This window comes from Micromonospora marincola (genome assembly GCF_056150385.1).
The window spans coordinates 54369-74135 of record NZ_JAXCFT010000017.1 but is presented as its reverse complement, the minus strand read 5'-3'; the positions used below and the strand labels follow the sequence as shown (position 1 = coordinate 74135).

Here is a 19767-nt window from a genome sequence, read left to right as displayed (position 1 = left end):
GAGGCCCGTCCACCGCGCGCCCCCGGGGCGGGGGCGCCGCCGCGGGCCGGTCCCCGGGGTGGGGGGGGGGGCCCGGGGGGGCGCCGCCCCCACCCGGGAGAAGGTCGACTCAGCTCGTCGAGCAGGTCGCCGTCGGCGTGTTGCTGTTGCCGTTCTTGTAGAGCGTGATGCCGAAGTTGTTGCCGTTGCCGTTCGGACGCGCGGTGAGCGTGCCGCTGGTGCCGCTCACCGACGCGTTCCAGCTGTTCTGCAGGCTCTGCCCGCCCTGGGTCTGGATCCGGACCGTCCAGTTGCTGCTGCCGCTGACCGAGAACGTCGTGTTGAACCGGTCACCCCACTCCTCGGCCCGGCTCACGCTTACCGTGCAGCCGCCGCCGCTGGGCGGCGGGGTGGTCGTGCCCGAGGTCGGGGTCGGGCTGGAGCCGCCGATCGTGATGTTGGAGTTTCCGCTGCTCTGGTAGCCCTCGGTGGCCAGGATCTGGTAGTCGTGGTTGCCGAGGTTCATGCCGAGCCGGGACCAGGCGCTGAAGTGGTTGCCCGCGGAGATGGTGCCGCCGACCCGCTTCGACTGCCGGACGCTCCAGTACTGGTAGAAGGTCTTGTTGTCGCCCTCGATCGACGGCGCGTTGACCCGCTGGGTGCGGTAGATGTCGTACGTGCCGCCATCCGAGCTGACCGAGCCCATGTAGCCGCTGCCCGGCGGGCGCCAGCTACCCCAACTGTCGACGATGTAGTACTCGATGAGGGGGTTGTGGGTCCAGCCGTACAAGGTGAGGTAGGCGTTGCCGGACGGGTTGAAGCTACCGGAGTACGTGACGTTGCGCGCGGTGCCGGGGTTCCAGCCCTTGCCGGCCACGAAGTTGTTGATGCCGCTCCACTGGGTGCTGTACTGACCGCCGTTCCCCATGGTCATGGAGACGTTGCCACTGTCCTTCCAGAAGGAGAAGAAGTAGCCGTTGTTGTTGCCGGTCTGGTTCGACGTGACGGTCGTGTCGGCGTAGGCGGGACCGGACAGGACCGCAGTGGTGCCGGCGGCGGCGAGCGCCACGGCGCAGACTCCACCGAGAAGCATCCTGAGGCGTCCGCGCCTGCGGCTGCCCGAGCGGACGGGGGCGTCGTTCATGGGCGTGTTTCCTCCCTGTGGTGGCGGGGGCGCGGCCGGCGGGGTGGCAGCACCATCGCCGGCCGACGAACCTCGATCGCCATCGAGGCGAGTCGATGGCCACAGTATTGAAGGCGTTGTTCTTTGTGTCAACAACTTCCGGAAACGTCATGGAAACCGGTGATGGCGACAGAGAGATCATCGACGCCGGATATGCGCTGGAAGACGGCGAGTTGAAGCGCTTCGACAACCGGCATTCGATACGGCGACGTATCGCACAACCGTGGCCGGTGGAGATCAATTGCCGAAACTTTCGGAGACTTTCCGGACCAGAAGATCGGACGTCGAGTGAGGCGTCAACCCGGCGGCGCGGCGCACGAGTTCGCGCGTACCCCGGCAAGCAGGTCGGCGGTGGTGTGCGCCCGGACCTCCGGCGGCGCGCCGCCGGCGTGGCCCGCGACCACCGCCCGGACGTGGCGCTCGGCGGGTTCGGCCAGGCCGTCGTAGACGGCCGCGAACAGCTCCCGGGCCGCCTGCCGGGGCCACCCGGCCGGCAGGAGTTCCAGCGGCAACCGCGGGTCGAGCGTGGGAAACCGCCGGTAGGTGTCCATCACCTCGGTGCGCGCCCGCACCGCCGCCGCGCCGTCGACCGACCCGGTCCGGGACGCCAGCGGGGTCCACCGGCGCAGGAACTCCTCGTACTGCCGGCTGATGGCGGTGATGTCCCAGGCCGCGATGGGCGGGCGTCCGCCGGCCGCGTCCAGCTCCGCGTGCCGGCCCCGGAACACCGTGACCGCGCCCAGGGTGAGCTGGGCCAGCCGCGCACGCGCCGCCCGGGTCAGCTCGTGCGGCGAGATCCACAGCCCGTCGTACAGCGGGGCGTAGCCGAGCCAGCGGAGCTGGCCGCGCAGCGCCCGCCGCTGCGCGCTGTGGTCCTGCGGCAGCGAGAACGCGACGATCGTCCAACACCCGTCCCACGGCGCCGCGGGCGAGGTGGAGGCGAGGATCCAGTGCCCGCCGGCGGAGAGGTTCGCGGCGACGGACTGGCTGAGCCGGTAGGAGCTGTTCCGGCCCGCCCGGCTGCGCTCCAGCACGCCCCGGCGGGCCAGCCGGCTGATCGCGGTCCGGGCCCCGGCGCTGCTCACCCCGGCCTCCGCGAGCAGCGCCACGATCGCCGCGGACGGAAAAGCCGCCCGGGTACGCAGGGTGTAGTCCGCCATCAGCGTCACCGCGACGCCCTGCGGCGCGGCGCCGGACTGCCTCCGGGGCAGCCGCACCGACGGCTCGTCCGGGTAGATCTCCTCGATGTCGAACGCGCTGGCCACGGGCGCTCCGGACTCGGCTCGGGGACGGGACCTCGACTGTAGACGGATCACCCCGGTGTCATGCACATCGTGATACGTCGATTGACACTTCACGGACCGGCGAGAACACTATGTGCTACCCGACGCGGAGCCGGGCAGGGCGCACCACCGACGACCCCAACCTGCACAGGTGATCGAAGGAGTCTCCGTGAAAATCAGAGGGAAGATGCTGCTCGCGCTGGCCGCCACGCTTGCGGCAGCCGGCCTGGTCATCCCGGCCATGCAGCCCGCGTACGCGGCGTCGCTGACCGAGGTGACAAGCTTCGGTGACAACCCGGGGCGGATGCGCATGCACGTCTACGTCCCGGACAACCGGCCGGCGCGGCCGGCGACCGTGGTCGCCATGCACGGCTGCGGCGGTTCCGGCCCGGGCTTCTACTCCGGCAGCGAGTTCGCCTCGCTCGCCGACCGGTACGGGTACATCGTGATCTACCCCAGCGCGACCCAGCAGGCCGGCTTCGGCAACTGCTTCGACACCTGGTCCGACGCCGCCAAGCGTCGCGGCGGCGGGAGCGACCCGGTGTCGATCGTCTCGATGGTCCGCTACGTCCAGCAGCAGTACGGCGCGGACCCTGACCGGGTCTACGCCACCGGCAGCTCGTCCGGCGGCATGATGACCAACCACATGCTGGCGCTCTACCCCGACGTGTTCAAGGCCGGCGCGGCGTTCATGGGCGTGCCCTACAACTGCTTCGCGAACGCGGCGGACTACCCGCCGGGCAGCAGCCAGTGCACCGGCGGCAACATGAACCGGACCCCGCAGCAGTGGGGTGACGCGGTCCGCGCGGCGTACCCCGGCTACTCCGGGCCCCGTCCCCGGGTGCAGCTCTGGCACGGCACCGCCGACACGCTCGTGCCGTACTCGCTGCTCCAGGAGACCATCGAGCAGTGGACCAACGTGTTCGGCCTCAGTCAGACGCCCACCTCCACCGACACGCCGCAGGCCAACTGGAACCGGCGGCGCTACGCCGACGCCAACGGCACCGTCCAGGTCGAGGCGTACAGCATCCAGGGCGCCGGGCACAGCCTGCCGTCCGGCGGCATGGCGGCGGTCGCCCTCGCGTTCTTCGGCCTGACCAGCACGCCGAGCCCCACCACGTCGCCGACCACCTCGCCCAGCCCCACCACCTCGCCGAGCCCCACCACCTCGCCGACCACGTCGCCGACGCCGCCCCCGACCCCGACCACGCCGCCGCCGGGCTCCGGCGCCTGCCGGGTGAGCGTCGACCTGAACGCCTGGAACTCCGGGCTGACGGAGAACATCATCATCACCAACACCGGATCCGCCGCGGTGAACGGCTGGTCCCTGGCGTTCACCCTGCCCGGCGGACAGACCATCACCTCGGGCTGGAACGCGTCGTACTCCCCCAACTCCGGCCAGGTGACGGCGCGCAACGTCAGCTACAACGGCGCCATCCCGGCGAACGGCTCGACCACCATCGGATTCCAAGCCACCCACACCGGTAACACCGGCCGCCCGAGTTCCTTCACCCTCAACGGCGCCGCCTGCACCCTCGCCTGACCCCGTCCCTCGTCCCCCCGTCCCGCTGATTCACGGAAAGAGTGGCTGTCCGAGCCTGGGCAGCCACTCTTTCCGTGAATCCGGGCATGGGCATGCGGGGGCACGGGCCGTTAGGGCAGGGGGGCGCCGCGGGCGGTCACCCAGAGGTCGTACCACTCCTCGCGGGTCAACTCCGGGTCGCGGCGGGCCGCGTCCCGGCAGGCCCGGATGCGGTCCGGGTTGGCGGTGTCGAGGGACGCCTGGAGGTGGGCGATCTGCGCCGCCGCCATGTTCGACACGCCGAACTGCCGCACCAGGGCCTGCCGGTGCAGCGAGGTCAGCGCCTCGGCCACCACGTCCGGGTCGGCCAGCGGGTCCGGCCGGTGCAGCAGCAGCACGTCGAGCACGTCGGTGCGCAGCCGGGTCAGGCTCCGCTCGACGCTGCGCACGATGTGCTCCCCGCGCAGGTCGTAGCGGCCCGGCCCGTCCGTGCCGGCCAGGCGGATGCCGCACTTCGTCTGGATCACGAGGCGCGACCGGAGTTCCGGCGCGCGGGCGAGCACCTCACCGAAGACCGCCTCGGCCTTGCCGTTGCGGTAGATGTCCGCGTGGTCGAACGCGGTGACGCCGATCTCCAGGGCGGCCTCGACCGCCGCCTGGGCCGCCGCGATCTCCGGCGCGCCGTACGGTTCGTCGTCCCACCCGCCGCCCAGCCCCATGCAGCCGTAGATCAGTCGATTGTCGCGGATGTCGGCACCCACGGGGGAAACGTGCTGGTCGTCGGCCATGCGTCGTGGATAGCACAGCACCCGGTCACCGGCACGGCGACCCCGTAACGCTGCTCGGCGACGGCACCCGGCAGGCCCTCGCCTCGGGATCTTGGTACGGATCGGCCCCTGTCAGGGCGGTCCCGTACCAAGATCTCAGCGGCACGGCTCGCCTCGATGACAGTTGGTAAGTGTTCGACTACCTTGGATCACTGTTCCGGGCGTCGGCCGAGATAAGCCAGGAGGAGTTCGGCCGGAAGATCGACTACTCGGGGTCGCACGTCAGCGGGGTGGAGACCGCCGGACGCGCCCCGGCCAAGGAATACATGCGGACGATCGACGAGCGGTTCGGCAGCGGCGGCCGGTTCGAGCGGATGCTGCGCGCGCTGGGGTCGCTCGACGCCGATCCGGCGTGGCTGCGGGAGTGGATCGTGTTCGAGCGGGAGGCCACCACGCTGCGCTGGTTCGAGCTTGCCTACCTGCCGGGCCTGTTCCAGACCGAGCGGTACGCCCGCGCGACGCTTGCCGGCGGCCGGTTCACCCCGGAGGAGTGCGACGGCATCGTGACGAGCCGCCTCGGCCGGCAGGCGGTCCTGACCGGGCCGCATCCGCCGCAGCTCATCGCCGTCATCGACGAGTCGGTGCTGCGCCGGCCGGTGCTCGACGCCCCGGGCCTGATGGCCGAACAGTTCGACCGCCTGGTGGAACTGGCCGTGCTGGAACACGTCCAGGTGCACGTGGTGCCTGTCGACGCCGGCATGTACCTGGGCCTGGCCGGGCAGTTCATCATCGCGGAGCTGCCGGACGGCGCCCGGGTTGCTTACGCCGACAACCAACTCAACGCGCAGATCGTCGAGGCATCGGCCGACGTTGCTAGGCTCGCGAAGACGTGGGAGATCGTGCGGAACGAGGCGCTCCCCCGCCGGCAGTCCCTCAAGCTGATCAAGGAAGTGGCGAAGTCATGGAACTGACCACCCCTCAGTGGCGGAAGTCGACCCGGTCCGGCGGCAACGGTGGCTCCTGCGTCGAGGTCGCCGACAATCTGCCGGGCGTCGTGCTGGTCCGCGACACGAAGGACCGCGACGGCGGCACCCTGCACGTCGACGCCGCGTCCTGGCCGTCCTTCGTGGACCTGGCCAAAGCGGATCGGTCCCGCCGCCTGACGGCCCTCGGCCGCACGGAGCACGAGCCGCTCGGTCCGGATCGGCGCGGGCGGCCAGGCGACCGGTCCGCGGCCGGTCATGCCGGCCATTCCATCAACCGCCGTGGTCACCGCGCCAGCTCGGGCGGCGTCAGGTCGGTCAGGTCGAGGTGAGGCCGCCCGAAATCAGCGCGACCACTCCGCAGCAGAGCGGCACCATGACGGCCAGCGCGACAAGCGCGACGCTGTAGTTCGACCACAGGCCGAAGCGGGTCACGTCGGTGCCGTAGCCGTCGTGCACCCGGTTGCGCCAGGCGCCGAAGCGGAACGACAGGTGATGGGCCGCCCCCGGCTGGGCGACAAGCGACGTGGTGACGATCGGGATGCCCATGAAGTCGGTGTACCGGACGTCGTGCGGGCCGGCCGGGACCGCGATGTGCCAGGTGCCCTCGCCGGGGATCGGCACCACCAGCTTGTCGACCTTGAAGCGGCTGGTCGTCGGCACCGGGATCGCGTACGGCCCCCGGTTCACCGAGACGACGAGCACCGCGTGGCCCGGCGGCGGCGCGATCGGTTGCGGGTAGGCGGTCAGCGGGGCGGCCGGCATCGGCTGGTACGGCTGCGCGGGTAGGTAGGACACGGCTGCCGATTCTGGCACGGCCGCGCACCCCACGGCCGATCAGTGGTCGGGTCCGGCTCCGGTCAGGACCCGGCGACGAGGATGGTGAGCGCGACGCCGATCGCGGTCGCGCCGGTGACGGCGGCCAGGAAGAGCCACCCGCCGCGGTACGCCGCCAGGCCGGCACCGTCCGTTCCGCCTGGAGGCCACGGTCGGCGGGTCGGCGGCGACCGTCTCACCACGCCGCCACCCCCTTGCCGATCGCGATGACGCTGCCAACGATGGCAAGTGCCAGCATCAAGCGTCGGGCTGTCCGCTCCGGCAGCCAGCGGCTCAGCCAGTGCCCGCCGCCGATGCCCACGGCCAGGGCCGCCCCGCAGGCCAGCAGCAGCTTCCAGGACAGGGTCGGTGGGCCTTTGGCGGCCAGCGACAGCACGTTGGTGACCAGCCCGACCAGTTGCACGGTCGGGACGAAGCTGCGGTGCTCCCAGTCGGTGCTGGCGGCGTACACCGCCAGGGCCGGCCCGCCGGTGCCCGCGGTCGTGTTGAAGAAGCCCGACGCGAACCCCGACGCCACCGCCCCGCCCCGGTTCCGCAGGAACGGCATGCGCTGGCCCAGCGCCACCCAGGTCACGGATCCGGCGGTGATCAGGCCGATGCCGACGAGCAGGACCGGGCCGGGGAGTTCCCGCACCATCCAGACGCCGAGCGGCAGCCCCAGGATCACTCCGGCGATCATCTGGAGGGCGAGGCGCCGGCGCAGTGCCCGGGCGGTCACGCAGAGCACGACCAGGTTGATCACCCCGGAGAGCAGGTTGGCCAGGGTCACCCCGGAGAACGGCCCGAGGATGATGACCAGGAACGGCGCGGCGACCAGGGCGAAGCCTAGACCTGTCGCGCGCTGCATGGTGGCGCCGACCGCGACGGCGCCGACCGCGAGCAGGTCACCGACGGGCGGCATCTAGCGCGACACGGCGCAGGCGAGCCGCACCGCGTCGGGGAAGACGTCGCCGGGTACGCCTGAGGACAGCACCACCCAGGGACTGCTGATCGCGGTCGTCGGCGCCGCGCAACCGGCGGTGATCTCGTCCGGGGTGCCCCTGCCGTGCGTGGGCACCAGCCGAACTGCTTGTCGACGAGGATCGCCGAGGCGTGGGGGTTGAGCGCGCGCGGCGTCGACCTTGAACGCGGTGAGCTGCGCGTCGGTCACCGGCTCGCTCTGGCGCGGGGCGAACATGGCGTAGCCGCCGGACGGGCGGGCGAGGATCGAGGGGTCGACGGTCACGGTTCCTCCATAGCTCGGACGCACATCATGGCAGCGCTGAGTCGCGCCGGCTTCCTCTCGGTCGCCGACCTTAGCGCGCAGCTCGGCGTCTCCCAGATGACCGTCCGCCTGCCGCCGGGCGGCGCCGTGGGGCAGGGGTACGCCTCCCGCGCGCTCAGCCACGCCGGCGCCAAGCGGATGCGGTGTGCCTGCTGACGCTCGTCGGCGCGGTGATCAACCCGTACACCCGTCACCGTGCCGTGCGGATGCTGCCGAACCTCGGCCTGGACCGGCTGCGTCCGGCCTTCTACGACCTGGACGACCTGCCGGCGGCCCTGGACGCGCAGCGCGCCGGCACGGCCGACAAGGTGTTCGTCGCGCCGCACGGCGTCGCCGCCGCACGCGGCTGACGGTGGCTCCGGGGCGGACGCCGGCTATCCGCCCGCGCGGCTGACCGGCGGGTCCGGGGCCGACACCGACTATCCCGCGGCCGGCGCCCCGGCGTCGGCCAGCAGGCGCTGGCGCATGAGGAACTTGCGCACCTTGCCGGTGGGTCCCATCACCACGCCGTCCTCGGGAACGGTCACCACCCGCCGCAGCGTCGCGGCCACCGCCGGGCCCAGCGCCGCCCGGACCCGCTCGGTGCGGTCGAGTGTGGGATCGGCGTCGTCGGCGAGCAGGAGCAGCACGTCGGTGACCGTCCCGCCGCCGTCGGCGGTGGCGGCGACGACTGTGCAGTCCCGCACGTCCGGGCAGTGCGCGAGGATGCGCTCCTCGGAAAGCGCGGTGTAGAGCCACGCGCCGTCGCCCAGGTCGACCGCGTCGCTGGCCCGGTCGACGTGGTGGTAGTCGCCGTTCGGGTCGCGGTACATCAGGTCGCCGGTCAGGTAGTAACCGTTCAGCCGGGTGCGCCAGGTGGTGACCGAGTCGTTCCAGTAGCCGATCGCGAGCGTCGGCGACTTCAACCCGACGTGCCCGACCTGGCCCTCCGGGACCTCCTCGCCGGTGCTCACGTCGAGCAGGGCGATCTCGGCGAACGGGTACGGCCGGCCGACGCAGCGGTCGTAGCGGTCGCTGCCGAGCCGGTGGGTGATCCGGAACGCGCCGTGGCCCATCTCGGTGGAGCCGAGCATGTCGACGAACTTGGAGCCGGGCACGTCGACCATGCCGTCCCGGGTCCAGGTGGGGTGGCTGCCGACGGCGACCAGCCGGCGCACGTGCGACTCGTGCGCGCAGTCGCCGGTGTTGAACCAGTTGCGCACTGAGCTGAGGTCGCGGGTGCCCAGGTCGACGCGGGCCAGCTCCGACCAGGTCACCGCGAAGCCGAAGACGCCTGTCGGACGCCACCGCTCGATGGCGTCGAGGATCGTCTCGGCGCTGCGCGCGAACGGGCCGCCCTGCGCCGACAGGCAGAGCAACTGGTAGCCGTTGCAGAGCGCCTGGTTGAGCGTGATGATGCCGGCGGCGTGCGCGGCCGGCAGCGCGGATAGCTCCCGCACCTCGCCGTACGGCCGGGACTCGGTGAGCCGTACCGCGCGGATCGCGGCGAACAGGCCGTGGTGCGAGTGCACGATCGCCGCCGGCACCCGCGTGGTGCCCGAGGAGTGGGTGATGACGACCGGGTCCTCCGGGTGGTGGCGGTGGTGCGGCGGCGCCTGCGCGGGGTCACCGGCGCCGATCTCCGCCGCGTCGCCGAGGATCGGCACGCCGAGGTCGTGGTCGCGCAGCGCGGCGTGGTCGGCGTCCACGACGACACCGGCGCCGCGCAGCCGGCGGACGAACTCGGCGGCCAGCTCGACAGGCATGTTGCCGTTCATCAGCGCCGGGATGGCGCCGAGCCAGGTGAGGGCCAGGAAGGTGAGGAACACGTCAGGCGCGGAGGTCACGTACACCGCGACCGGGTCCCGCCGGCCGATGTCGCGCGCGGCGAACCAGGCCGCCCGGGCGGCCACCCGCTCGGTGAGTGTGGCGAGTGACAGCGGGGTCCAGGCGGGGATCCCGTCCACGTCGACGTCGAACGTCACCCGGGGCATCCGCATGTCGGCCCCGTGCTCGGCCAGCCGCAGCAGGACGTTGCCCGCGCCCAGTTCCTGGTCCGCCGCCAGGGTCGCCCGGAAGTTGTCGGCACCCAACGCGTTGCCTCCTCTGTGTGACACGCCCACCGAAGCCACGCCCCCGCGCGCCCTCGCCGCGCGAGGACACGATCAGGCTAGAGCGCCCGTCACGGCGAGACAATGGTCGATAGAGGACGGTCAGGAGACCTCGCGGTTGAACAGGTGCGACGACCAGAGGAGGCTCGCGGCGGCCAGCCCGACCATGATGAGCGCGCCCTGCCACACCACGGTCTGGAAGACCTGGCCGGCGAAGAGCGCCCGCATCCCGTCGGTGGCCCAGGCGAACGGGTTCCAGAGCGCCACCCGCTGGATCCACATCGGCGCGAGCACGAGCGGGATGAGCACGCCGGCCAGCAGCGAGATCGGCTGACCCACGGTGTTCACCAGTACGCCGAGGCTGTTCTCGTTGCGGACCAGCAACGCGATGTCGTACGAGATGGACGTGCTCAGCAGCACCATCACGCCCAGCAGCGCGTACGAGACGAGCAGGTTGACCAGGTGCACGCGCAGGCCGAACGGCAGCGCCACGAGCGTGACGACGACCGCCTGCGTCACGTTGAGGCACACGTGCATCAGCGCCCGGCCGAGCAACAACGCGGTGCGGCTCACCGGCGTCACCCGGCACCTGTCGATGATGCCCGCGCGCAACGCGCTGAGCAGCCCGTAGCCGGCGAACAGGCCGCCGAACAGCCCCATCGCCACGAACAGGCCCGGCACGTAGATGCGATAGGCGTCGGCGTAGGTGGACGCGCCCCGGTCGACCATCACCACCTTCAGGAACGGGGCGAAGAGGACGAGGTAGGTGATCGGCTGGGCCAGGCTGAACGCGACCATCACCGGGTTGCGCACCATCAGGCCGGCCTCCTGCTGGAAGATCAGCCACGTGTCACGGACGAGTCGCACCGTCACTCCTCAAGCGAACGGCCGGTCTTGGCCAGGAACACGTCGTCGAGGCTGGGCCGGCGGGTCTCGATCGCGGCCGGCTCGACGCCCCGGTCGTAGAGCGCCCGCATGATCTGCGGGATGGCCGTGGCGGCGCTGTCGACGTAGAGCCGCAGGGTGCCGTCGACCGGCTCCGCCGCGCGGACGTAGGGCGCCTCGGCCAGCAGCTTCGTCGCGGCCGGCAGGTCACCGCCGGCCGCGTCGACGAGGTCGGGCGCGGCGAAGTCGATCGCGACCACGTCACCGGAGATCTCGCGTTTCAGGTCGGACGGCGTGCCCTCGGCGACGATCAGGCCGGCGTCGATGATGGACACCCGGTCGCACAGGCTGTCCGCCTCGTCCAGGTAGTGCGTGGTCAGGAAGATCGTCATGCCCTCGTCGCGCAGCCGCCGCACCTCCTGCCACATCCGGGTCCGGCTGGGCGGGTCGAGCCCGGCGGTGGGCTCGTCCAGGAACATCACCCGCGGCGAGTGGATGACGCCGAGCGCCACGTCGAGCCGCCGGCGCTGCCCACCGGAGTAGGTCCTGATCTTCCGGTCGGCGAAGTCGTCGAGTTGGAACGCGCGGATCGCCGCCGCCGCCAACTCCTGCGCCACGCTCTTCGACCGGCCGTGCATCCGCGCCTGGAGCACCAGGTCCCGGCGGGCGGTCGAGTCGTCGTAGGTGCCGCTGGCCTGCGCCACGAACCCGATCCGCCGCCGCACCTGGGCGGGCGAGCGCAGCAGGTCGACGCCCGCGATCGTGGCCGCGCCCCCGCTGGGCTTCAGCAGCGTCGCCAGCATCCGCAGGGTGGTGGACTTCCCCGCGCCGTTGGGGCCGAGGAAACCGACGATCTCACCGCGCCGCACCGCGAAGTCGACACCGCGTACCGCCTCGACCGTACCGGCGCCCCGGCCGCGACCCACCCGGAACGACTTGCGAAGGCCGGTGGCCTCGATCATCGAGCCTCCTCGTGCGGCGGCGACGCCGGGCCGACCCGCCACGGGCGCTCGCGCGGGTGCGTCAGGTCAGGCTAGTGGGGGCCGGAGCGTTGGACAACGGTCGATGTGTGCGGGCCAGCTCGGCGAGGTGCGCGGCGGCGGCCCGGGCACCGCCCGCCGCGGCGAACGACTCCCCCACCCGGCGCGCCGCGGCCCGGTACGCCGGATCGTCGAGCACGGCGGTCACCGCCGCGGTCAGCTCCGCCGGGGTGGCCGCGTGGAAGGACACCTCGACGCCCGCCCCGGCGCGCGTCACCTGCCGCGCCACGGCCGGATGGTCGTGCCGGATCGGCGCGACCACCACCGGCACGCCGTGCGCCATCGCCTCGGAAACCGTGCCCAGCCCGCCGTGCGAGACCACGGCGTCCAGGCGGGGCATCAGCTCCAGCACCGGCACCCGGGGCGCGACAAGCACGTGCGCCGGCGGGTCGGGCACCAGCTCCGGTGGGGCGGTGAGGACCACCTGGACGCGGTCGGCGAGCGGCGCCGTGGCGGCGAGCGTCAGGTGGAAGAAGTCGCGGGCCAGGTGCTCGGCCATCGTCCCGACCGTGACCAGCAGGTGGCGGCGGGCCGGATCCCAGGCGTCCCAGGCGAAGCCGGGCGCGTGCGGGCGCCGGCCCAGGGCCGGCCCGACAAGCACGCACCGCGCCGGCATCGCCGCCGCACCGGTGAGCGCCGCCGTGGTCAACCCGATCACCAGGTACGGCGAGAAGCGCAGATCCAGCGTCCCGTCGACGGGCAGGTCGGTCATCGCCCACACCCGCGTCAACTGCGCCCGCACGTAGTCGGTGAACTCCGGCATCAACTCGGCCGGCGGGGTCAGCTCCAGCATCCCGACGCAGAACGTCGCCCACGGCAGCCCGTGCCGGTGCGCGGCGAGCGCGCCGGCGAGCGCGTACTGGTCGGCGACCACCACGTCGGGCCGGTAGTCGACGACCGCCCGCTCGGCGGCGTCCCGGATGAAGCGGTTGGCCGGCAGCACGTGCCCCTCCCAGAGGCTGCGCACCGAGGCCATCCCCGACCCGGCGTCCGGGCGGTAGTGACGCTTGCCGGTGGGATAGAGCGTGGCGTCCGCGCCGATCATCGGCCGCAGGTCGCTGCGGGGCCCGCACCACGCCACCTCGTGTCCGGCGGCCGTGAGCTGCTGGGCGATGGCGTAGGGCGCGTTCAGATGCGAGTGCACCGGCAGCACCACGAAAAGGAACCGAGCCACGTCGATATGATGGCACGCGTGACGGTGTACGGATGACGGCGATCGACGCCGTCTCGGTGTTCCTGCCGAGCCACCGGGTGCCGATCGAGACCCTGGCCGCGCCGCTGCGCCTGACCGAGATGCAGATCCGGCTGTTCCGGCGTTTCCACGGGCTGACCGAGGTGCGCCGCGACCCCACCCGGTCCCTGCCCGACCTGCTGCTGCGCGCGGCCGACGGCCTCACCGCGCTGCGCGGCGCCGAACACCGGGTGCGGTTCGTCCTGTACGGCCGCGCGTTCCCGGTGGTGACGCCGTACCCGGCCAACCCGCTGCACGACGTCTGCCGGGCGCTCGGCCTGGGCCACGCGCTCGCGTTCACAGTGACCCAGCAGTCCTGCGCCAGCGCGCTCACCGCGATCGAGGTGGCCGGCCAGCTGCTCGCCGCCGAACCGCACCAGCCGGGCGAGGAGCCGCTCGCGCTCGTCCTCACCGGGGAGAAGGCGTTCACCCGCGACGCCCAGTTCATCCCGGAGACCTCGATGTTCAGCGAGGGCGCGTCCGCCTGCCTGGTCAGCGCGCACGGCGACCGGGACCGGCTGCTGTCGTACGCCTGCGCCCAGCGCGGCGAGTTCGACGTGGCCGGCGGCGAATCCCCGGCCCGGTTCCAGCGCGCGTACCGGCCGGCGCTGGCCGACGTGATCGGCCGCGCCCTGGCCGACGCCGGGGTGGGGCTGGCGGACCTGCGGCTGGTGCTGCCGCACAACGTCAACCTGATGACCTGGAAGCGGCTGTGCAAGCTGATCGGGCTGCCGCTCGACAAGGTGGTGCTTGACAACATCACCGGGGCCGGGCACGTCTACTGCGCGGACGCGTTCGTCAACTACCGCACCGCCCGGGAACGCGACCTGCTGCGCCCCGGCGACCGCTACCTCGTCGCGGCCGTCGGCGCCGGCGACGGGGCGACGTTCGCCGCCATGGTGTTCGAACACTGACCTGGGAGGCGTCCTGCTGCACCTGATCCGCGCCGCGCGCCGGGAGTTCACCGGCGCGGCCGACCTGCTCGCCGACCCCGACCTGCGGGGCCGGACCGCCGAATACCTGACGGACCTGACCCGGCCGTACGGCCTGCGGGTCGACCCGGCGGCGCTCGGTCAGTCCTACGGGGAGATGGCCGCTTCGCTGATCCCGGCGCTCGTGCCCGACGACGAGCCGGTGGACCTGCTGGTGCTGGCGTTCGCCGTGCACGACGCGCTGCCCGGCCGGGCCACCGCGGCGTACCTCAGTCACGTCTGCCCGGGCACGCCGATGTCGTTCGCGCTCTGCGACCAGGGCTCGGCGGCGGCGTTCACCGGTCTGCGGATCGCCGGTGCCCAGCCGGCGGGCCGCCGTTCGGTGGTGCTCGCCGTCGAACAGGCCGTCCTGCCGTACGACACCGGGGTTGCCGTGCCGGAGCGGCACCGGGCCGTGGCCATTCTGCTCGGCGGCGGTCCGACCGCCGGGGGTGGCCCGGCAGCGGGCGGCGCGCGGGTGACGGCGCTGCGGCAGCGCGCGGATGTGGGGTCGGAGGACGTGGCCGGGCTGGCGGCGGCCGAGTTGCGCAGGCTCGGCGCCGGCCGGGCGGACGTGACCGTGGTGCTGGGCGCGGGTCTGGCCGGGGTCGCGACCGGGGTCGTCGCGTCCGGCGGGAAGCCGGTGACGGTGGCGCCGCCGGGGCAGCAGTCCACCGGTGTCTGGTGGGCGCTGCTGGACCGGCTCGGTGACAGCCGCCGGCCCGGGGTGGTGGTGGCCGCCGACTACGATCCTGAACTGCGCTACCTGTGCCTGGTCGCGATCGAGACAGAACATCCCTACGAGACTTCCGATTCAGGTGGCAGATATTAGGGCGAACCGGCACCAGCATCCGGATCTGCCGATGAGCGTGCGTCGAAAGGGTGGCACCCTTCCCTTCAATCTCTGGCAGATCCCGATTTGTCGCTCGCGGGCCGGTCATGGATGTCGAGCTCCCCTTGATGAGCGGCGAATTCTGCCCGCGTGCCGACGAAAGCAGATTCGGTGCGGTCGCTGCCAAAAGCCGCCGTAGACGTGGCTCGGCGTATGCGGCATCGAGCGGTTCTGAGCAAACTCGACCATCGTCTCGCACGACCTGCCAGCCTCCTTCGACGAGGGCTTCAGCCGATCGCGGCGATTCCATGGCCGCGGGTATGCCATCGGAACGGCACGTCTGGGCCGGTCGTAGACGTCCTCAGCTGCCGCCAGGTCGGGCGCTGTCGCACTCACGGCTACGATGCGGGCGTGCCGAAACTCGAAGTGGCCGCTGACCAAAGTTGGCTAGATCATCTCGGCGTCTTACCCGAGACCGAAGAGGTGTCGGGCGATGAGTACGTGCGAGAGGTGCGGGTTTCCAGCGCGGACGCTGAGGAAGTCCAGTTCACCTGGGACGTCACCGACGACAGCGTTCGGGTACGTCACTACCGGGGCGGCAGAATTGTGTCCGACCTGTTTCGCGAGATGGCGACCCTGCTGACGGTGGCGGGCACTGGGTCTGCGATCGAGGTCCTCATCGAGTACGGCTCCGACAACTGGTCTGGACCGCGGCATTAACGTGAGTGTTCGGCATGCAGTTCGGCGTACGGCCGGCGTTGGTCGGGGTGGCGACGGAGTCTGCCCATGCCGATCTCGGCGCAACAGTGCGTGCCTGGGTTGCGAGCACGGTGGGCGGGGCACTCCTCGGCCAAAACGCGGACCTGGTCGGCTTCCAACTCGAACGCCTCACGGCTGCCGGTGAGCACCAACGTGTCGGCGGCGATGTCCCACCGCAGATGATCGCGGAACTCTTGATGCCAGACTCGCCGGTGATCATCAATCGACCGCGGCGGCCACGCCTGACCGGGTAGGACGACGGTGTGTGGCCGGCCGGTCCCCAACCGGGAACGGACCTGCTTCCACCGCGACGGCGGGAACGCGAGACGGTGATGCAGCAACACCAGGTCGAGCGGGCGCCCCCAACTGTGATGGTCGGGACGCGTCGCGCGACGTAGGGGGAGATAGACGATTGTGTGCGGCGACCGGGCAGCCAGCCCCCACGCCAGAGCGAACAGCGTCGCTGTTTCCTTGTCGAGGCAGAACTGGGCTCCAAGACGGCCCTCGTACAGACCGGCGAACCCCGGCGGCCGTGCCGGCCGTATGACCCGGTACCGATGACGCCCGAGGTGAACGGTACTGACCATCACCGGCCATTCGTGTCCGCCCAACCGTCGACCCACTCCAGCAACACCCTTCGACCCTCGTCGTATCGCCGTCCGGTGAGCATTGTCGCCGGGCCCGGCACGACACGGCGACAGAGTTACCTGACGGCGGGAGCCCGACTCAAGATCGAGCGCGCTCTCATGCCGCGCTCTGCAGCGTTACTGCTGGTGACAGGTTACGCTTCCGCTCTTTGCGGTGGATCCGGTTGAGCCCGGTGTCGCAGGCGAGGAGAGTACACCGACGTACGCCGAGGGGCAGAGGATGTCGTCGCGGGTGAGTGCCTCGGCGATGGCGAACATTCCGTACCCGGCCAGGTACATGCCGAAGATGCGCTGGACGACGGGTGCGGTCTGCGGGTCGGGGGTCGGGCCGCGAAGCCGTCTACCGTCGGCGGCCTTTGCCGGGTTCGGGTGCGGTCCGAGGTCCTTGAGCGTGTAGCCGTACGGCGGTCGTCCACCCAGGAATCGGCCTTCCAGTTGGGTCTGGGAGGCCATGGCGGTGCGGACCCGGACCTTTACTGGGCATGTCAGCTAGCCTCGCGGGCCGCGTGCGGGTGGGCGCAACTACAAGTCGAGGCAGTGGCGGCCATCATCGAGGACTACTCGCCCGTGCAGTTCCGCGACGCCCGGCTCGATGCCTACGGTGAGGTCCCACCGGCCGACGAGAGGACTGAATCGTAATGATGACCATGTCGTGGACCCGTGCCGCTCGAGGACGCCCTCGATCCCGCCGCGTCCCCGATCGACCGGGGACGCCTGTGGTCGTCGCTGCTGGCAAAGGCAGAGGCGCCGACGGGCTACGTTCCGGCGATCACGCAGTGCCGCAACGTGGAGTGCTACGACGACGGCTTTCTGCGGGAGGTCGTTCGCAACGGCGAAAAGCTGGTTCAGCGGGTACGACGACGATCGATGCGATCGTCGGCGTCCTGCGGACCATGGCGGTGACCGCTCCCCAGTGAACACCCCGACGGCCAGGGAGCCCTGGCGATCCGTTGCGCCAGGGCTCCGTGGTATTCCGGACGGGGGTGGTTTCGGTCAGGCGGTCGCGCCACCGTCGGAGACGAGGTCGTGACCGACCACGAACGCTGACTCGGGGCCGGCCAGCCACAGCACGGCCGCGGCGACCTCATCCGGGGCGCCGACCCGGCCGAGCGGAACCAGCGAGGCGATCCGCTGGTCACGGTCGGCGTCGGTCTCGCCAGGGCGGCGGGACATCGCAGTGTCCGTGGCACCGGGGCTGACCGCGTTGATGCGGATGTTGTCCGCGATGTACTCGCGGGCCGCGTTGCGGGTCAGCACGCTGGCTCCAGCCTTGGCCGCGGCGTACGCGCCCATCCCGGGACGGCGTCCGTGCGCCCCGATGTTGGAGGCCATGTTGACGATCACGCCGCCGCCGTGCTCGCGCATGTGCGCGATCTCGTACTTCATGCACAGGAACAGGCCGGTGAGGTTGGTCGCGACCACGCTGTCCCACACCTCTTCGTCCAGGTCGGCGAGCGGGCCGGGGCGGCCCGCGGTGCCGGCGTTGTTGAACGCGATGTGTAGACCGCCGTGCCGCTCGACGGTGGCGTGAACGAGGGCGGCGACGTCGTCGCTGCGGGTGATGTCGGCGACGACGGCGCTCGCGGCGCCCCCGTCCGCAGTGATCAGCTTGACCGTCTGCTCGAGTTTGTCGGCATCGCGCCCGGCCACCACGACCGTGGCATCCTCGCGGGCGAACGCCTGCGCCGTGGCGCGGCCGATACCGGAGCCACCCCCGGTGACGAGGACGATCTTACCGGTGAACCGCTTGCTCATGGGTCTCCTTCAGTATCCTGGCCGCGCGTGCTGCGCGGAGTGGTCAACGACGGTGCCGCAGGGCCCGGATCGCGCACCCACCGGTGACGGCGAGAGCGAGGGCGGCGGCGAGGAACGCGGCGGCGTAGCCCTGGGTCGGTGTGGATCCGGACGAGGTCGCACCGGAGACGTAGACCAGTACGGCGAGTCCCACGGTGGGACCGACCTCCATCGCCGTGTTGGCCGCGCCTGCGGCCAGGCCAAACTGACCGGGCGGGGTGTCCTCGACGGCGGCCACGGTGGCGCCGGAGAACGTCAGCGCGGTACCGGCCGGGAACAGCAGCAACCCGGCCGCCACGGTCCAGGTCACCGAATCCGGGGCCAGGCGGCTGAGCAGCAGCAGGCCGGCCGCGGCCAGCAGCAGGCCAGTGCCGGTGACCGTCCGGGCGCCCCACCGGCCGACCAGCCGCCCGGACGCCGCGCCGGTCGCGAGCAGCACCAGGCTGAACGGCAGGAAGACACCGCTGGCGGCGAGCGGGCCGAGGCCACGCACCTGCTGCAGGTAGAGCGACAGGAAGAAGAAGACGCCGGACATGGCGGCGGCGGCCACCAGGACCGCGAGCAGCGCGGCGCTGCGGCGGGCCGACGCCAGGAACGACGGCGGCAGCAGCGGCTGCGTGGCACGGGCCTCGACGAGGAGGAACGCGACCAGCAGCACCGCCCCGGCGACCAGCGGGATCAGCACGCCCGGTGCGCCCAGCCCATGGTCGACAGCCATGACCAAGCCGTACGACAGGGCGGTGAGACCGGTCGTGACCAGCGTCGCCCCGGGGTAGTCGATGCGGCTGCGCACCGGTTCCGGGCCGGGGGGCAGCAGCCGGGGACCGGCCAGCCAGGCCAGCAGGCCGATGGCGGCGGGCAGCGCCATGCTCCAGCGCCATGAGCCGACCGCGAGTACTACACCGGAGAGGAGCGTGCCGCTAGTCGCCCCGATGCTCGCGACGGTCCCCCAGATCGCGGTCATCCGGCTGCGGACCGCGGGATCCGGGTAGAGGTCACCGAGCAGGGCCATCGCGGCGGGCGCGGCGAGCGCCGCCCCGACGCCCTGCGCGAACCGAGCGGTGAGCAGCGCGGGATAGCCAGGGGCCAGCATGACCGCCAGGGACGCGAGAGCGAAAGCCGCAGTCCCGATGCGCAGCAGCCGGCGGCGACCAAGCAGGTCGGTGAGGCGCCCGCCGAGCATCAGCAGGCCGCTGAACGACAGCCCGTAGGCGGCGCTGACGAGCGTGAGCGCGCCCAGCGAGAGTCCGAATTCGCGCTGGATGGCCGGCAGCGCTACCGACAGCACGGTGATCGCGGCGATGAGCACGTACTGCACGCCCGCGAGCAGTACGAAAGCCGGCAACGACCGGGCCGCCCGACGGGAGTCCGGTGGGACTGCCACGGTCTCACGCACGGGATGCACTCCTCATTCGAGAACGTTCGGTCGGTAAAAATCAGCTAGCTAGGGCGTTCGCGTACGCCGCAAGCTGGATCCGGGAGTTGATGTTTAACCGTCGGTAGCGACGCCACGCCGGCTAGGTGGCGTGCCTGCGGGCTGAGCCCGGAGTACAGCTGATTCAGATCCGGGTTTCTCAACACAACGGTAAGCATGAAGGCTGTCCCCCGCTCTTCGGACATTACCGGCGGCGTCTTGCTGGGCAAGGGTGTAGGCCCGACCGGCCCGCGCCATGAGAGAATATATCAGAACGATGGGTCCA

23 protein-coding genes and 1 pseudogene are annotated in these 19767 nt (G+C 71.6%); 9 read left to right on the top strand and 15 right to left on the bottom strand.

Annotated features, from left to right (window positions below; all coding sequences use genetic code 11):
• Positions 1–109: 109 nt before the first annotated feature.
• Together SM450_RS25945 and SM450_RS25940 are read right to left on the bottom strand one after the other, a co-directional pair.
• The gene (locus SM450_RS25945) at positions 110–1123 is read right to left on the bottom strand and encodes a glycoside hydrolase family 11 protein (protein WP_474622392.1); all 1014 of its coding nucleotides are present in this window, start codon (positions 1121–1123) and stop codon (positions 110–112) included.
• A gap of 335 nt (positions 1124–1458) precedes the next feature.
• Positions 1459–2427 (bottom strand): PaaX family transcriptional regulator, encoded by a 969-nt coding sequence (locus SM450_RS25940; RefSeq protein WP_474622391.1) that lies wholly within the window; start codon positions 2425–2427, stop codon positions 1459–1461.
• Between the two features lie 187 nt (positions 2428–2614).
• Between SM450_RS25940 and SM450_RS25935 the strand changes: the two genes are divergently transcribed.
• Positions 2615–3988 (top strand): extracellular catalytic domain type 1 short-chain-length polyhydroxyalkanoate depolymerase, encoded by a 1374-nt coding sequence (locus tag SM450_RS25935; protein ID WP_474622390.1) that lies wholly within the window; start codon positions 2615–2617, stop codon positions 3986–3988.
• Between the two features lie 110 nt (positions 3989–4098).
• Here SM450_RS25935 and SM450_RS25930 read toward each other — a convergent pair whose 3' ends face one another.
• The gene (locus tag SM450_RS25930; RefSeq protein ID WP_474622389.1) at positions 4099–4755 is read right to left on the bottom strand and encodes an aldo/keto reductase; all 657 of its coding nucleotides are present in this window, start codon (positions 4753–4755) and stop codon (positions 4099–4101) included.
• 170 nt (positions 4756–4925) lie between these two features.
• On the opposite strand from SM450_RS25930, the gene SM450_RS25925 reads away from it, so the two are divergent.
• Positions 4926–5705 carry a helix-turn-helix domain-containing protein gene (locus SM450_RS25925; protein ID WP_474622388.1) on the top strand — a complete coding sequence of 260 codons (780 nt, stop codon included), beginning with the start codon at positions 4926–4928 and terminating at the stop codon, positions 5703–5705.
• Positions 5696–5875: pseudogene (locus tag SM450_RS25920) on the top strand (DUF397 domain-containing protein); the annotation flags it as partial. The gene SM450_RS25925 and the pseudogene SM450_RS25920, both read left to right, overlap by 10 nt.
• 160 nt (positions 5876–6035) lie before the next feature.
• On the opposite strand, the gene SM450_RS25915 reads toward SM450_RS25920, so the two are convergent.
• The 4 genes from SM450_RS25915 to SM450_RS25900 form a co-directional block, all read right to left on the bottom strand.
• Positions 6036–6515 carry a hypothetical protein gene (locus SM450_RS25915; protein WP_474622387.1) on the bottom strand — a complete coding sequence of 160 codons (480 nt, stop codon included), beginning with the start codon at positions 6513–6515 and terminating at the stop codon, positions 6036–6038.
• A gap of 62 nt (positions 6516–6577) precedes the next feature.
• On the bottom strand, positions 6578–6736 hold the full coding sequence (locus tag SM450_RS25910) for a hypothetical protein (protein WP_474622386.1): 159 nt from the start codon (positions 6734–6736) through the stop codon (positions 6578–6580).
• Positions 6730–7455, bottom strand: coding sequence for a TSUP family transporter (locus tag SM450_RS25905; RefSeq protein WP_474622385.1), 726 nt, complete (start codon positions 7453–7455; stop codon positions 6730–6732). Before SM450_RS25905 ends, SM450_RS25910 begins: the two co-directional genes overlap by 7 nt.
• Positions 7456–7779 (bottom strand): hypothetical protein, encoded by a 324-nt coding sequence (locus tag SM450_RS25900; protein ID WP_474622384.1) that lies wholly within the window; start codon positions 7777–7779, stop codon positions 7456–7458. It lies immediately after the preceding gene.
• Positions 7780–7806: 27 nt separating this feature from the next.
• On the opposite strand from SM450_RS25900, the gene SM450_RS25895 reads away from it, so the two are divergent.
• Positions 7807–7974 (top strand): DeoR family transcriptional regulator, encoded by a 168-nt coding sequence (locus SM450_RS25895; protein ID WP_474622383.1) that lies wholly within the window; start codon positions 7807–7809, stop codon positions 7972–7974.
• The gene (locus SM450_RS25890) at positions 7962–8168 is read left to right on the top strand and encodes a hypothetical protein (protein ID WP_474622382.1); all 207 of its coding nucleotides are present in this window, start codon (positions 7962–7964) and stop codon (positions 8166–8168) included. The genes SM450_RS25895 and SM450_RS25890 overlap by 13 nt, the downstream gene beginning before the upstream one ends.
• A 69-nt stretch (positions 8169–8237) precedes the next feature.
• Here SM450_RS25890 and SM450_RS25885 read toward each other — a convergent pair whose 3' ends face one another.
• The 4 genes from SM450_RS25885 to SM450_RS25870 form a co-directional block, all read right to left on the bottom strand.
• Positions 8238–9890 carry a class I adenylate-forming enzyme family protein gene (locus SM450_RS25885; protein ID WP_474622381.1) on the bottom strand — a complete coding sequence of 551 codons (1653 nt, stop codon included), beginning with the start codon at positions 9888–9890 and terminating at the stop codon, positions 8238–8240.
• Between the two features lie 120 nt (positions 9891–10010).
• Positions 10011–10775: an ABC transporter permease gene (locus SM450_RS25880; RefSeq protein ID WP_474622380.1), complete on the bottom strand. Its 765-nt coding sequence runs from the start codon at positions 10773–10775 to the stop codon at positions 10011–10013.
• A gap of 2 nt (positions 10776–10777) precedes the next feature.
• A complete protein-coding gene (locus SM450_RS25875) occupies positions 10778–11755 on the bottom strand; it encodes an ATP-binding cassette domain-containing protein (RefSeq protein WP_474622379.1) in 978 nt (325 codons plus the stop codon).
• A gap of 61 nt (positions 11756–11816) precedes the next feature.
• The gene (locus SM450_RS25870) at positions 11817–13007 is read right to left on the bottom strand and encodes a glycosyltransferase (RefSeq protein WP_474622378.1); all 1191 of its coding nucleotides are present in this window, start codon (positions 13005–13007) and stop codon (positions 11817–11819) included.
• 32 nt (positions 13008–13039) lie between these two features.
• Here SM450_RS25870 and SM450_RS25865 point away from each other — a divergent pair, with 32 nt between their 5' ends.
• From SM450_RS25865 to SM450_RS25855, 3 genes are all read left to right on the top strand, one after another.
• Positions 13040–13978, top strand: coding sequence for a 3-oxoacyl-[acyl-carrier-protein] synthase III C-terminal domain-containing protein (locus SM450_RS25865; RefSeq protein WP_474622377.1), 939 nt, complete (start codon positions 13040–13042; stop codon positions 13976–13978).
• Between the two features lie 175 nt (positions 13979–14153).
• Positions 14154–14867, top strand: a complete 714-nt coding sequence (locus SM450_RS25860; RefSeq protein ID WP_474622376.1) for a hypothetical protein — start codon at positions 14154–14156, stop codon at positions 14865–14867.
• Between the two features lie 411 nt (positions 14868–15278).
• Positions 15279–15587, top strand: a complete 309-nt coding sequence (locus SM450_RS25855; RefSeq protein ID WP_474622375.1) for a hypothetical protein — start codon at positions 15279–15281, stop codon at positions 15585–15587.
• Here SM450_RS25855 and SM450_RS25850 read toward each other — a convergent pair.
• Together SM450_RS25850 and SM450_RS25845 are read right to left on the bottom strand one after the other, a co-directional pair.
• Positions 15584–16216: a hypothetical protein gene (locus tag SM450_RS25850; protein ID WP_474622374.1), complete on the bottom strand. Its 633-nt coding sequence runs from the start codon at positions 16214–16216 to the stop codon at positions 15584–15586. The two genes, SM450_RS25855 and SM450_RS25850, sit on opposite strands and share 4 nt — an antisense overlap.
• Before the next feature lie 174 nt (positions 16217–16390).
• On the bottom strand, positions 16391–16726 hold the full coding sequence (locus SM450_RS25845; protein WP_474622373.1) for a recombinase family protein: 336 nt from the start codon (positions 16724–16726) through the stop codon (positions 16391–16393).
• A gap of 207 nt (positions 16727–16933) precedes the next feature.
• Between SM450_RS25845 and SM450_RS25840 the strand changes: the two genes are divergently transcribed.
• Positions 16934–17176, top strand: a complete 243-nt coding sequence (locus SM450_RS25840; RefSeq protein ID WP_474622372.1) for an AtaL-like protein — start codon at positions 16934–16936, stop codon at positions 17174–17176.
• Positions 17177–17266: 90 nt separating this feature from the next.
• Here the strand turns inward: SM450_RS25840 and SM450_RS25835 are convergent, their stop codons facing one another.
• Together SM450_RS25835 and SM450_RS25830 are read right to left on the bottom strand one after the other, a co-directional pair.
• Complete coding sequence (locus SM450_RS25835; RefSeq protein WP_474622371.1) at positions 17267–18028, bottom strand: SDR family NAD(P)-dependent oxidoreductase; 762 nt, start codon at positions 18026–18028, stop codon at positions 17267–17269.
• A 43-nt stretch (positions 18029–18071) separates the two neighbouring features.
• Positions 18072–19463: an MFS transporter gene (locus SM450_RS25830; RefSeq protein WP_474622370.1), complete on the bottom strand. Its 1392-nt coding sequence runs from the start codon at positions 19461–19463 to the stop codon at positions 18072–18074.
• Between the last annotated feature and the right edge of the window lie 304 nt (positions 19464–19767).